Source organism: Neobacillus kokaensis (genome assembly GCF_014656545.1).
GTDB lineage: Bacteria > Bacillota > Bacilli > Bacillales > Cytobacillaceae > Neobacillus > Neobacillus kokaensis.
Map to the genome: position 1 here is coordinate 6817 of NZ_BNDS01000031.1, position 13859 is coordinate 20675.

The window sequence follows — 13859 nt, forward strand, 5'->3', positions numbered from 1 at the left end:
GAGTCCGGTTCTATTGCCGCAGCCATACCCAAAAGAGGTGTAGGGGTAAAAGAACTCTGTTCTATTGCTCGAAGCGTGTCCAAGCTCCATGTTATGATTCTTTTAAAAAGGTATTGAGAATCAAATCCCATCCAATCAATCCATTTAGCAATCGCATCCTAAACACCGGGGATGTTAATTAACTATTGATGAGTAGGATGCTTCTTAACTTAAGTGGTCTGAGCATATAAATAAAATAGTAATTCGGAGGGGAGGAGTAACATGATAGTTGATTGCCATTTTCATGTAGACGAAACAATGCTGACTTTAGAAAAAATGATAGAGGGGATGGATAAAAATGGTGTAACCAAAACAGCGCTAATTGCTCCGATGAACGAAACTATGTTTGAAGTGGACAGCACTTTTCAGCACTATTTACAAGGCTTATTTCGTTTTCTCATCCTTTATACACCTCCATTTGGCTACAAAATTTATGATAGTTTAGTCCAGGATGGCTATTTGAAACTTTACGGCAATACATACAAGATTTTTACCAAGCCCAACAATGAGATGGTTGCTGATGCAATTGATAGATTTCCAGACCGATTCTTAGGGTGGGCAGCAGTGAACCCCAAGCTCCCGGAATCACTGGAAGAGGTAGAATTATATCTAATGAAACCTGCTTTTATAGGAGTGAAAGCTCATCCGTTCATGCATGAATATAGCATTACAGCACTTGATCCAGTTGCGGCTATGTGTGAATCAAAAGGCATTCCAATGCTTATCCATTTATCTTCAGAACCAGACTCTTATAAATATTTACCCGAAAACTATCCTAAGCTTAAATTAATTTATGCTCACGCCGGTATTCCGTTTTGGAAAAAATGTTGGAGATATGTTAAAGAACAGCCAAATGTTTTTATTGATACATCAAGTGATTATCTCAGTCCCTCTATAGTGAAGCAGGCAGTGGATTATTTAGGATATCGTAAAATCCTTTACGGCTGCGACGGACCATATGGCGCGAAAGAATTTAATCACTATGACTATTCGGCAAAGAAAAATTGGATTGATTCACTTCAAATTCCTGACGAGCAAAAGGACTATATTTTTCGCAAAAACTTTTTAAGATTAATTCAAGATTAATTGGAGCAGCTGAACGTTTTAGCCGCTCCAATTAATCTTGGGCAAATAAAAAACGCTCCGTCTAACCAGGAGCATTTCTCATGTATTATGACCTTTTACAAAAAGCTGATCGACCTTTAATGATTTCTTTATTGATAAGTATTGTTCCAGCTCTTTCAGCAGTTGAAATAACTGGGCTCTTGCTTCAAATTCATCTCTGGTTGTAGGGAGAGGTTCTTCTTTAAATTGATCTTGCAATTCATAGAGACGAGTTAAATAAAGCTGTGCCGTGTTTCCCGGGTGAATGGCATCGGTTAATTTTTCAAGAAAGTCTGCGATCATATATCGCTGGTTCACAAGCAGGTCAATGGATGTCACCATTGGCAGAATCCGTTCAATAATTTCAAATTGTTTTTCACGGGTTTTAAAATAATGGTAGTAATAATCTTGAGCGCGAAGAAAATGATTTTGGACATCCCGAAAGGCAAGACTTTTCGCTTCTTCTAGCAAGCGAGCCGTTTCAAGGATTTCTTCCCCTACCCAGCGGCTTTCATTAGTCCGAAGATAGGCGACCATTTCTTGAAAAATGGTTCGGAAATTATTTTCTATCTCCACTTGATATTGTCTCAATTTAGTATCAAGACTAGGCATATATAAATTGACAAGCAGGGCAACGCCAATTCCGATAACAATTAGTGCGATCTCGTTAGAAACAATTGCAAGCGTAATGTTTTTACTTGTATAAAGATGAAGAATAATGACTGTACTCGTAACAATCCCTTCCGATATTTTAAAACGGACAGTAACAGGAATAAACAACAAGAGCAACAGTCCCAGGACAACAGGATGGTAGGCAATCGTTTCAAAAAAGACAAACGAAAAGGCGATGGCGAGCATGCAGGCAAAAAACCTGGAGTAGGCCGCATGCAGCGACTTCTTTTTGGAACTCTGTACACAAAGAATTGTTAAGATTCCTGCCGAAGCAAAGGAATTCAAGCCGACAAATTGCGCAATACTAATTGCGGCTGCCGCTCCGATAGCAGTCTTGATTGTTCGATAACCGATTTTTAATGGGAACATTTCATACCTCTACTCCATATTTTCAGATGTTATTTTCATTTCTTCTTCCACCATTTGGTCTAGTCGTTCAATCATTTTGATCGCCTTTTCTCTCTCGATTTTTCGATAATGATGCATGCCGCCTTGTTCCTCGTCCATTTCATCTGCTAATTTGACGATTTCCTGTAATGGTGTTCTTTTGATAAAACCCTCTGGCATATAAGAATCTGTATGAAATAATATAGCTAATGCAATTTCCTTCGCGATAATCGGGTTTTCTCCCAATCTAATTAACAATTTATGAGCCCGCTCGGCCCCTTTAATCGCATGAATATCATTCTTTTTATATAAATCATAATCCCATTTTCCGTTGCTATACCAAGTATAATGCCCCATATCGTGCAAAAGTGCGGCTTTGGTTGCCAAGTCTACAGATACATTCTCCTTTTTTGCTAATTTGAAAGCGTGGTAGGCACAGGCGATGGCATGAGCAATTCCAGAACGGCTCAGGTATTTTTTCGCAATTTGATGATTGAAAATTTGGATCAATGTAACGTGTCTCATGAAAATCACCCTTATTAAAATTATTAATTTGTATTATAAATCAGTTCATGGTGTTTTTGAAAGAAAGGATATTATTTCAGGGTTTAATCTAAGAAACAATATCCAAAAATAATAGGGAAGGGTGTTCAGAATTTGCTATACGAATTCAATTATTAATGGATGTAAGTTATGGAAAAATAAACATCATTATAAGCACGCTTAATCTCCTGAAAATCGATCCCTGGAACGTTCCTTCGTTTTATTCTGTTCTTCCATTTTCATGAATTGAATATCGTCACTTATTTTCTTTTCATGCTGGTTTTTCAATGTGAGTACTGCCGCCTTGCCGTCACTGGGCGACCCATCCGAAAAATACATAGGAAAAAGCGACAGAAACAGTATATAAAATGAGAAATAGACAAATTGATACCAAAAAACGGACGTATCTAGGATTCCTTGAGAAATAAGGGCGTTTACTAGAAAAATACTGGTTAAGTTGAATAAAGACCCGCCCAGGTAAATTAAGGTGTTCGTAAAACGATTATCATGCCTTAACGACTTAAACTCGCAGGCCCCATTCCAGAAGTAGTATTTCCTTATTTCAATATTCCAAAAGGAAAATACCTTTGTTCCGCAGCCTATTACGATTTTTTTCTCTAATCCTCCGAAAAGCGTGACGAAAAAAATATGCCCGCTTAAATGGATAAGAGTAACGATAGGCAGGATTACAAAAAAAGAGATTAGAAATTTTATAATGTCAGCAAATCCAAACATGACGATCCCCCTAAAAATAGACTTTGTAGAATTTGTCTATTATTTGAATGTTTAAAGGATGTAATGTATGTACCCGTTAAAGAAAGAACATAACTGAGAAAAAATTACAGTCTAAAAAGAATGCTGAATACATTTAAGACACATTAAATTTTGAACTAAAAAAGTAGACTTTCGGTATAATAAAGGATAACAATACAGACCAGAGATAAGGAGATCAAATATGATTGTTATTGAAAATGAGTGGTTGAAGGTAGAAATTAGTCATCATGGGGCAGAAGTTCGTAAAGTGACGCATAAGAAAAATGGGCTGGACTACATGTGGACGGGGGACCCTGCCTATTGGGGACGCGTCTCACCAGTTCTATTTCCGATTGTTGGACGTTTACAGGAAGACCGCTATCACCTTGATAGTAACACCTACGAGATGTCTCAGCATGGATTTTTACGTGATGTGGATTTTAAAGTGGAAGAAAAAACAAATACGGACGTTTCCTTTCGATTCGAGTCTGAGGGGCGATACCTTCATGTTTATCCTTACGAATTCAAAGCGAAAATTAGTTATAGCCTTAATGAGGACTTGCTCGCTGTTCGTTGGGATATTGAAAATGAAACCAATGAAGATATGTATTTTTCCATTGGTGCCCATCCTGCATTTAGGGTTCCACTCTTAAAAAATGAAACAATGAAGGATTATAGTTTGGACATAATTCCTGCTGCAAATAAGGATGTGGTGGAATTTGAAATATGGAATTCTCTGGTTCGTGAGAAAGGAATAGTCAATGATCTTTCAACGATTTCACTCACTGACTCTCTATTTGTGAATGATGCCCTGATTTATAGTAATATTGATCAAGTTACACTTACATCAAATAAGTCGAATCATGGTGTAGAAGTTAGATTTGAAGGGTTTCCGTTTGTTGGAATTTGGTCGAAATACACAGATGGTAAGATCGCTCCGTTTGTTTGCATCGAACCTTGGTACGGGATTGCTGATACATATAATACAACTGGCAACTTGAAGGAGAAATTGGGAATCAATAAACTTCAACCAAGTGAAACATTCCAGGCGGAGTATACAATGAAGTTTATATGAAACAAGGGGAGGGTTCTCTTGGTTCAAAGTTTTGACAGCTTCATGAGAAGGCGCAGCAGGGTTTATTTTATAAAATCAACATAATAGTCAAATTCAAAAGGCATTGGAAAAAAACAATTTCCAATGCCTTTATTTTAAAAGTTTTTCACTATTGATTCATACTTAGTTTTCTATGATGTACCGTTTGGCCGGTCTACGATCCTCTTTTTAATTTTTATAATCCATCTGACCCCTTTTTCAATAAAAATATCAAAATCGCTGGAAAAGCGGAGCAATAAGTGAGTAAAATAGGGAATAAGAAAAATAAGAGATGATAGCGATAATGGTCATATATTGATACTAAAAGCAGAATTTTCCTGGTTGGAGTTTAGTCTATACAATAAATTAACAATGATATGAAGTGAAATAGAATTTAAAGAGGTTATGAAGCATGAGCATCGATTTGCTAACTAAACTCGAGGAAGAAAAGGACCAATGGATATACAAAGCGATTATCCGATTTGATAAAGAGTTGCTGCAAAATGAGGAAATCACAGGTGAACATCAGATTATGCAGATTAAAAACATGCATGACAGCAGGCACAGACAGAAAACTCGAGAATTGGAACAGACCAATAAAGATATTAAACTGGTAAAAGAAAGTCATGAGGAAGTTGAGCAAAGTTTTCATCATCTGAATAGGACCGCTCATTCCCTTCAGGAGGAAATCGCTCATTATGAAGGACTGATAACAGATTTAGATACAATTTTATTAGAAAAATTCAACTGTGACTTAGACAAGAAGTTTGAATTTGATCAGATAAAGGGGCAGGTCCTATTTAAAGATCGGAAAACAACCAAGCTGGTTAAAAGCTTTGATGAAATGAATAGAGAAATGGATGAGTTCTATCAGATGCAGCTAGATAAGGGTACAAGCAGATTTGGACAATTTCTACCCATTGCTCTACAAACCAATCCACCGGTTAGGTGCTTATCGTTGAAGCATGGTCGAGGGCTTGATCGATACCTGGTGCTGAAAAACTTTGAAGACGATTATCAAATTGTACAGGATACGTTAAATGAAAATAACTCTGCTGTTTACAATTATTATGTGGAGCAATTGAATCATTTTAAACAGTATGGAAAAAAAGTACTTCTACAGATGTGCACCCTTAAAAAGGAGCACCTGCAGAATGTCTTTCAAGAGATAGAAGAAAAGGAAGAGCAAAATAGGGCAAAGGAAATGAGCATTTCAAAATTAGAAGAAAAGCTAACGAAGGTTCACTGGGAATGGAATCATGATTTAGACCGGCTGCGGAAATTAGATGAAATCCTAAAAGAAGAATTTGTGAATGTTGTTTCGGAATGGCAGGAGAAACTGTTCGCAAAACAGACAAGTGATGTGGACCGATGGCTCTATCATCAATATTGCCAAATTATTTTAAAGCAATCAGGGAGGATTTTTAAAAATGAGTACTCCTAATACTGTCGTGGATGAAAAATATAATGAAGCGATTCAATCGTTAAAAAAAATCAATAACCTATTATTTTATGAGGAATTAAAGAGTCTGTTAAAAGAACGTGAACAAACAATAGCTCAATTGAATGAGGAAGTATATGAATCTGTTGAAAAAATGCAGCATTCGATGAAACAGGTTCCTATACATATCAGTGAACAGCTAAGGGAAGAAATCATCACACGCCAATCAGAGTTATTCGATAGTGAAATGATGCATTTTCATGAGAAAATCATCTTATTGGAAAAAAAGATCTCCCAGTGGCATCAGCAATATCAAGAATATATTACGAAGACTGAAAAGCTGCTGACTGATTTAAGAGAATTGCAGCGGAATGATTATAAGTTTATCGACCTGCAAACCGAGAAAGTACTAGAGGCCATTCGTACATCACAGGAGGAAATCCACGGTCTTTTTGCAAGAGAACTTAACGAGCAGGCTTCCGTTACAAATGTAAAATATGAATCTGTTGGTGAAAGATTATCCTTTATCATTAACAATATAACCTCTATAGAAGGAAATCTTCTTACAGAAGCAGAGGAATGGAAAATACAACAACAGCAAGCTCAAAAGGACCTGCTAGTAAAATGGAATGAAAAATGGGATGAAAAGTGGAAACAGCACCATGATACCACGGCTAAGAAAGAAAGAAACTTAAAAAAATGGCTAATCGGATTAGCAGTTGGTCAGGGAATCTCTATCCTATTAGTAGTGGTATTCTTTATTTTAAGGTGAAAAGTTGGTGCCATTTTACTCTAGAGTTAATGCCAGTAAATATAGTCTAAAAGGACCTCTAATAATCTAGACGAGTATCATCAAAAAATGGTATACAGGAGGCTCGACTCTTCCAGATGGACGGACGACTAACAGTAGACGGGATTGTTGGACCGGCAACGAAAAAGGCGCTAGGAATAAAATAGTTTCGGAGAGAAGCTGCTCAATTTATTGGGCAGTTTTTTTAATTTTTGAAGTAGAGTTTAGCTAAAGACTAACAGCGGAAAAGGGCATAGCTTCATTATAAAAAAGGTTAATGGGTGCCTGACTAAATGATAAATAATTGGAAAAACAAGACCTTTTGCACCAAGGTTCTAAAAATCTTATTTACATTAGTTATTTAGGCTTATTTTCATAATAAAATCCCCTAATTCATAGAAATGAATACGCTTTCATTCTATAATAAAGGTGATTTATTCCAATATGGAGGAGAGGAAGCAAGATGAAGAAAAAATTTTATGCCCTATCTTTATCAGCACTGATTGCAACGTCCAGCTTGAGCTTTTCACCGGTTTATGCAACCGGCAACGGTCCTGATGTAAATGGAAATGAAACAGTCCAGACGGCTATGCTGACAACCTATGACGAGATGGCGGCATTTCTAAAAAAAGAAGCCGTGAAACAGGCTCACATGGGGCTTGAAGTAATCGGTCAGACAGTAAAAGGTCGGGACATCTTCCTTGTCAAATACATAACAGATTCTAAAAATCCGACCATCCTGTATCTTACCCAGCAGCATGGTAATGAAGCGCTGACAACTGAAGGGGCGCTTGAGTACATTCGTCATCTTGGTTCAAACAGCAAGAATATAAAAGAAATGCTAAAGAACGTGAATATCTTGATTGTCCCGATGTTTAATGCAGATGGAGCGATGGGGGATGTGAATTTTTCATTGGATAATTATATGGCAAGCGGACGTCATCTTACCCGATATAACGCTGATCGGCTTGACCTGAACCGCGACCACGTTAACAAAAGGGCACCTGAAACCCGCGCTCTGCACGAAAATGTTCTACAAAAATATCATATTGATTATATGATCGATTTACATCACCAAGGCACCCAGGAGGATTACTTTGGAAAATTAACTTCCGGTTCTGTGCTGGCTCCTTATCATCCGGATGTTGACAAGGAGGTTCTCCTCCATTCGAAAAAATTGGCTGCCGTCCTCTTGGAAAATGTGAATTCAAAAGGGTGGGGGCATGTACTAAAATATGATGAGCCTTCCACTAACACGAGTGTTGCATCGAATGCCATGGCGCTTCAGTACGGGATATCCGTCATGCTGTTTGAAATGCGCGGCATGGCTGACCATTCGTACGAACCATATGTTCTTGGACAAAAATCAAACGGATACATCATCAAACAGGCATTCACAGCAATCGATGCAACCGCAAAAGCAATTGCAGACGGCACCATCAACACAGCAGATCCCGCAGTATATGACAATCTGCCTGAACAACACTACAGTTACTAACAAGCAAGGGTGTCACCATGTGAAATTTTCACATGGTGACACCCTTTAAAGAAATGCAATTTCAACTTCGAGTGGTTGGAGGGCTTTTGTATTAGTGACGTAGATAAAGGCATTGTATCTTTCTGACATTTTGGATGGGACATAGTTGCCTAGATGTTCGTATTTTGGACTGTAAACGACTCCAATGGCGCGGTGACCAACGGGTTGGTTAAAAAGTTCTTTGTTGTTCTCATTAAAAATCAAAATCTTATTAGACGCACCTGCCTTATACATCAGGTCTTCCCAGCTGCCTGCTTCTGCCGGCGGTGTGATCATGATTTTAAAATCATCGCCCCATCGGCTGGCGGCAATGACGGAGCCACGGTGTGTTCCGAAACCTATAATATAGACCTGTTCAGCGCCTTCTTGTTCTCTTAAAATTTGGCCAACATTAACCATTCCTTCGTCTGCCATGTCTGTGGCCCGCGCATCTCCAACATGGGTATTATGCTCCCAGACAACTCCTTTTGCCTTGTGGGAAAAGAATGTCATAATTCGATTTAGGACCTCAACCATATGACGGTCTCGAATATTCCACGACTCGGTATCGTCGGTCACCATCGTCCGGTAATAGTTTTCCGCGTTAGCCGTAATGAGTGCGTTCACCTCAAGATTCAATCCGCTCTCCACATCGTCAAAGTAGCAATTTCTTTTTAAACAGATGTCGGTTAAAAGCTTTACCACTTCATCGCGACAATCCTCCTGATAGAAAGCTGCGGAGACCCCATATTTCTCTGGCTGCCGGTTAAATGGTTCGAAGCAGGCAAACGCATCTCGTACTGCCTCGAGTTCGGGTGAATTTGTTTTTTTCAAATAACGGAGGAGCTCATCCATCGATTCCCACAGACTATAGACATCGATACCGTAAAAACCAACCTGTTTTTCACGTGGCTGGGTTTGATTGTATTGCTTCAGCCATTCAATAAACTCCACGATTTCCTCGTTGGCCCACATCCAGGTCGGCCAGCGGTTAAAGGCTTGAACAACATCTCGCGCATGAGTGTGTTGCCGATCCCATCCTTTGATATACTGATTAACGGCTTGACATGCTGGCCAATCTCCTTCAACGGCAATAAACGTAAAACCTTTTTCAAGGATAAGCCGCTTTGAAAGCTCTGCTCTGATTTTATAAAATTCCGAGGTGCCATGGGATGACTCCCCAAGCAAGACCAACCTTTGCTGGTCAATTTCACGTAAAATAACATCGAATTCATGAAAATCTTCAAAAGGCACCGCGCAATTCCTAATCGAATCAATCATCGCTTGCTCCATACTCTAACCTCCCCGAGCTAATAACATTTCCTTATAGGTTGCGAAATTTTAGAGGTTTCATACGGAAGAAGGGTGTCAGGCACCATGTGCTCTTATTTACTACTCCTGGTTTGTTAAGCTGGTATATTTGTTTCAAATTATCAAAATACTTGGTAGAATAGTCCTATAGTTATTGAATGGTATATTCTATTTAAGGGGAAATTTATGGAAAATAACAACCGTTATGTACGATATTACGATTTAGATTGGATAAGGGTATTGGCCATGTTGATGGTGTTCCTTTATCATTGTTCGATGTTCTTTAATTCCTTTGAATGGCACATTAAGAACAACATCATTAATCATTCATATATAGAGATCTTTTCTCTCCTAGTGGGCAATTGGATCATGCCATTATTCTTTGTCATTTCCGGAATAAGTACATATCACGCCTTAAAAAAAAGAAATTCTCAAAGCTTTTTGAAAGAAAGATTTTTACGATTGGGATTACCTTTACTTCTAGGAATTTTTCTTTTCTCACCACCTCAAGTGTACATTGAAAGAGTAACAAACAATCAATTTGATGGTTCGTTTTTAAAGTTCTTTCCTCATTATTTTGACGGGTTATATTTGGAAATAGGTGGAACAGGTAATTTTGCCTTTTTCGGACATCATCTTTGGTATCTTTTGATGCTGCTGCTTTTTTCTGTTGCTACATTGCCTTTTTTTATAAAATTGAGAAAAAAAGCTGAACATAGAGTTTTTGGAGCTTTTCATTACTTTTTACTGCCAATCCCTTTAATGGCAGCGGCATTAACTGTCAATACTATTGTGAATTTAGCCAGCTGGGGCATTATTTTTTATCTATTATTATACATTTATGGATATATCTTTTTTGCAAGAGAATCTGTAAGGGAATTTGTACGGAGAATTGGAGTTTTATCTGGTTGTTTAAGCGTAATCAGTAGTTTGGGTTATATTTCATGGGTAATGTACAATGGATTTCCGATGCATGTTTCATTGAATTGGGTTTTGTTTATGATTCTTCGAGTTGTTTTAGTATGGAACGTTCTTTTCTTTATCCTATATTTAGGTGACAAATTCTTAAACTTCTCAAATGGGACATTAAAGTATACAAGCCAAGCTTCTATGCCTTTTTATGTCCTTCACCAGCCGATCATTATCATATTAGGGTTTTTCATCTATAACCTAGATTGGGCAGTACCTGTTAAAGTTATGTTTTTAGTACCGTTAACATTTCTATTCATTATGTTCTTGTATCACTTTATCATTCGTAAGGTTAATTTGTTACGGGTTTTGTTCGGTTTAAAATCGGTCGAAAAAAATGAAAAAAGGAAAGGAATTCAAACGCCAGTCTAAAACTGATTAAAAACTTCTCTCCTATAAAACCGTTTATGATTGTAGTTTTCAAGAAAGGAGTTTTCAAATGGACTTCCAGGAAAAACAAAAAGGATAATAATACCTGAAACTCTCATAATAAAAGAAAAAGGAAAAGAGAGAGTGAGCACATGAAAAAGGAAGAGATTGTAGTTGAAGAATTAAATACATTATTAAGAGGTACCTATATGGGTATTCATGCATTTGAACATCATATTCAAAAACTGGAGGATCCACAGCTAAAGCAGATGTTTCAATCCATGCAGCAGGACGCAAAGCTGAATGCACAAAAGCTTGCCGAACGGATTCAAAATTTAAATGGCGTTCCTGCAGATAGCGAAGGTGTTTCAGGTAAGATGGGCAGTTTAATACATAAGATTATGCTTCCAGACGATTCAACCAAAATCATTAAAAATGCTTTAAAAGGTTTGGATCAATACGGTGTTGAATATTCAGAGGAACTTGTAAGGGGAGACCTCGATCCAGAAAGCAAAAAAATAGTAGAAGATGTAATTGATACAAGCCGCAGGCAAGCGGAAGAGTTGAGGAAATTACTGCATTGAAAAAAAGCAAAGTCCTATTTAAATGTTGATTACCAGAAAAAAACACTGGAAATATGGAAACGTTTACATTATAATAAAAGTAGACGAAAAGGGAGGGATACAACAATGGAACTATTAGTTGAACAATGTGAACATAATGAGCAGGACAAGCCATGTGAAGAATGTGTCCCGAAAACAGTTGAAGAAGAAAATGTTGACCTTTATGAATATGATTATAATAAAAGATTGTGGTTTTAATATAATTTAGGATTTTAAAAGCGAACCGTCAGACATGTGAAATTACATGGGCGGTTCGCTTTTTTGATGAAAAGCGTACAAGGGTTATTTCAAAAGCTATATATTTGACTCAATACGAGAAAACTTGATTAGTTATAATTATTTAATGCTTTTAATACAAGGGTATAAAGCAAATACACTCCTAAATAAGCCCCTGTAAATAAGAAATAGGGATTTAGAAATACGCCATGAATATTGGTCATAAAGACGGTATGATCCTTGATAATTTCGAGTATGGCAAGAGCAGCAATATTTCCAAAAATAAGTGCTGATAGGATCGCTGCAAAATGATAAAAGGTCTGGAGCTTTTTCCATTTCCTTTGAAGTACAATCATTAAAATGGGAATAACAATACTTCCTAGAATTAAAAGGATCTTCATTATTATCACCTCGATTATCATTCTTCACAAAACGAAAGATTGTTAAACTTGATTAAGTAAGTAGATAACAAAGCCTCCATTAAAAGACAATGGAGGCTTTAAAGTTTTTTCTGTCTTATTTGTGATCCTTTAGATAACTGTCACCTTTTTTGTAGGGAATATCTCCAATTTTGGAGTCAATCCCTTTTCTATCCAGCAGGTCCTTGTATTCTTCTAATTTTCTAGACGGCAAAACGTTTTTCTTCTGGCCTGTGATGTCAGTGGCAGAATAGGTTTCATAATCCTCCGTGTACGATTCTTCGTTTTCCCCCTTGTTGTAAAGAGCATTAAAGCTATCATAATCACCAACCAGGTCTGAAGGCGTTTCCGAGGTTCCAAACCTTGCTACTTCCTCAAAGCTATCTTGAGTATCGACAATACCATCGTTCGAATCATGCCTGAACGAATTTTCTTTGGAGAATGGCTCTATGATGTCCTCCTCAACGGGTCGTTCATCTATGCCTGTTGTCTCCGGGGAGTGGTTTACACAATATAAGGCAGCAGGGAGAGCTTCCAGCCGCTCAAAAGGAATTTCCTCCTCGCAAACCTTGCACCTTCCATAGGCTCCATTTTCAATGGCTGCCAGTGCCGTATTTATTTTTTCAAGCTCTTTGTCCTGGTGTTCCTCTAAAGCAAATTCTCGTTGTCTCTCCATTAATTCTGATCCCAGGTCGGCAGGATGATTGTCATATGCGGATAATTCATCGACTGTTTCTCGTAAACTAGCATCCATTTGATTGTATTTATTGTTAAATTCAATCTGGTCTTTAATTTCCTGCTTTTCCTTTTCAAGCCTCATTTTTAATGTATCAAGTTGCTTTGTAGACAGCATGATGATTCACATCCTTCTCAATATTTCTATTTATCTCTAAAAATAATACCCTTTTTGTATGTAATAAAACCCTGGGACATTACAGGGCGTAGTAATACTGCTGCAAGAGTTGCATGATTCTGTGGCACTTTTGCAGTTTTTTTCTTCAGTATTCATTTTTTATGATTTATTGGCTGTTATTTGGGTAAATATATTTTAAATCATCGAAAATGTTAATATGATAAGGGGGAATTTAAATGGAGATCATGGATTTCGGTGCTTGGTTTCAATATTTCTTGTTGATTATTAGCGGATGTTTAATTCTCTTTGTTTTTTTATTATTTTATTCGAATAAATATATTGATAAAAAAATGAATCAAATTGAACAAAATGACGAAAATGGAGAAGCCTTTTCAGAATTTAATTAAATAGTGCCAGGCACCAACCATAAATCTCAATGGTGCCTGGCATTTTTCTGTTGTAAAAACACCAAAAAAACAAGATTAGGTCAACGGTGAAAAGTTGAATTTGATTTTGCCTGAGGAGCTCCCGAAACGGTGGCCAGCGGTAAAAAAGCGAGGTTGATTTTGCCCGTGAAGTCCCCGAAATCATGGTTAAAGGTAAAAAAGCGAATTTGATTTTGCCCGTGAAGTCCCGAAACCATGGTCAGCGGTAAAAAAGCGAGGTTGATTTTGCCCGAGGAGTCCCGAAACCGTGGTCAACGGTAAAAAAGAAAGGTTGATTTTGCCCGAGGAGTCCCGAAACCGTGGTCAACGGTAAAA

The 13859-nt window shown here is 37.5% G+C and carries 16 protein-coding genes; 10 read left to right on the forward strand and 6 right to left on the reverse strand.

The genetic code is table 11. The features are described from left to right. Window positions 1-261 precede the first annotated feature (261 nt). Window positions 262-1125 (forward strand): amidohydrolase family protein, encoded by an 864-nt coding sequence (locus tag IE222_RS22500; protein WP_191276627.1) that lies wholly within the window; start codon window positions 262-264, stop codon window positions 1123-1125. A 78-nt stretch (window positions 1126-1203) separates the two neighbouring features. On the opposite strand, the gene IE222_RS22505 is transcribed toward IE222_RS22500, so the two are convergent. From IE222_RS22505 to IE222_RS22515, 3 genes are all read right to left on the reverse strand, one after another. Further along, window positions 1204-2184, reverse strand: coding sequence for an aromatic acid exporter family protein (locus IE222_RS22505; protein WP_191276628.1), 981 nt, complete (start codon window positions 2182-2184; stop codon window positions 1204-1206). A 9-nt stretch (window positions 2185-2193) separates the two neighbouring features. Further along, entirely contained in the window at window positions 2194-2727 is a 534-nt protein-coding gene (locus IE222_RS22510) for an HD domain-containing protein (protein ID WP_191276629.1), read from the reverse strand. A 198-nt stretch (window positions 2728-2925) separates the two neighbouring features. Next, a complete protein-coding gene (locus tag IE222_RS22515; RefSeq protein WP_191276630.1) occupies window positions 2926-3480 on the reverse strand; it encodes a hypothetical protein in 555 nt (184 codons plus the stop codon). 220 nt (window positions 3481-3700) lie between these two features. Here IE222_RS22515 and IE222_RS22520 point away from each other — a divergent pair, with 220 nt between their 5' ends. From IE222_RS22520 to IE222_RS22535, 5 genes are all read left to right on the forward strand, one after another. Continuing rightward, complete coding sequence (locus tag IE222_RS22520) at window positions 3701-4573, forward strand: aldose 1-epimerase family protein (protein ID WP_191276631.1); 873 nt, start codon at window positions 3701-3703, stop codon at window positions 4571-4573. A 430-nt stretch (window positions 4574-5003) separates the two neighbouring features. Further along, a complete protein-coding gene (locus tag IE222_RS22525) occupies window positions 5004-6035 on the forward strand; it encodes a hypothetical protein (RefSeq protein WP_191276632.1) in 1032 nt (343 codons plus the stop codon). Then, window positions 6022-6804 carry a hypothetical protein gene (locus IE222_RS22530; RefSeq protein ID WP_191276633.1) on the forward strand — a complete coding sequence of 261 codons (783 nt, stop codon included), beginning with the start codon at window positions 6022-6024 and terminating at the stop codon, window positions 6802-6804. Before IE222_RS22525 ends, IE222_RS22530 begins: the two co-directional genes overlap by 14 nt. Before the next feature lie 92 nt (window positions 6805-6896). Further along, window positions 6897-6989, forward strand: a complete 93-nt coding sequence (locus IE222_RS26985; protein WP_370465079.1) for a peptidoglycan-binding domain-containing protein — start codon at window positions 6897-6899, stop codon at window positions 6987-6989. Window positions 6990-7285: 296 nt separating this feature from the next. Continuing rightward, entirely contained in the window at window positions 7286-8320 is a 1035-nt protein-coding gene (locus IE222_RS22535; RefSeq protein ID WP_191276634.1) for a M14 family zinc carboxypeptidase, read from the forward strand. 45 nt (window positions 8321-8365) lie between these two features. Here IE222_RS22535 and IE222_RS22540 read toward each other — a convergent pair whose 3' ends face one another. After that, window positions 8366-9631, reverse strand: a complete 1266-nt coding sequence (locus IE222_RS22540) for an erythromycin esterase family protein (RefSeq protein WP_191276635.1) — start codon at window positions 9629-9631, stop codon at window positions 8366-8368. A gap of 204 nt (window positions 9632-9835) precedes the next feature. On the opposite strand from IE222_RS22540, the gene IE222_RS22545 reads away from it, so the two are divergent. The 3 genes from IE222_RS22545 (at window position 9836) to IE222_RS26765 (ending at window position 11808) form a co-directional block, all read left to right on the forward strand. Then, entirely contained in the window at window positions 9836-10990 is a 1155-nt protein-coding gene (locus IE222_RS22545; protein ID WP_191276636.1) for an acyltransferase family protein, read from the forward strand. A 149-nt stretch (window positions 10991-11139) separates the two neighbouring features. Continuing rightward, window positions 11140-11571, forward strand: a complete 432-nt coding sequence (locus IE222_RS22550; protein WP_191276637.1) for a DUF2383 domain-containing protein — start codon at window positions 11140-11142, stop codon at window positions 11569-11571. A gap of 105 nt (window positions 11572-11676) precedes the next feature. Further along, window positions 11677-11808, forward strand: a complete 132-nt coding sequence (locus tag IE222_RS26765) for a hypothetical protein (protein ID WP_275671493.1) — start codon at window positions 11677-11679, stop codon at window positions 11806-11808. 128 nt (window positions 11809-11936) lie between these two features. Here IE222_RS26765 and IE222_RS22555 read toward each other — a convergent pair whose 3' ends face one another. Then, window positions 11937-12227 carry a transposase gene (locus IE222_RS22555; protein WP_191276638.1) on the reverse strand — a complete coding sequence of 97 codons (291 nt, stop codon included), beginning with the start codon at window positions 12225-12227 and terminating at the stop codon, window positions 11937-11939. A gap of 115 nt (window positions 12228-12342) precedes the next feature. Next, a complete protein-coding gene (locus tag IE222_RS22560) occupies window positions 12343-13098 on the reverse strand; it encodes a TraR/DksA C4-type zinc finger protein (protein WP_191276639.1) in 756 nt (251 codons plus the stop codon). A gap of 236 nt (window positions 13099-13334) precedes the next feature. Between IE222_RS22560 and IE222_RS22565 the strand changes: the two genes are divergently transcribed. After that, window positions 13335-13505: an Asp23/Gls24 family envelope stress response protein gene (locus IE222_RS22565; RefSeq protein ID WP_191276640.1), complete on the forward strand. Its 171-nt coding sequence runs from the start codon at window positions 13335-13337 to the stop codon at window positions 13503-13505. Window positions 13506-13859: the final 354 nt, after the last annotated feature.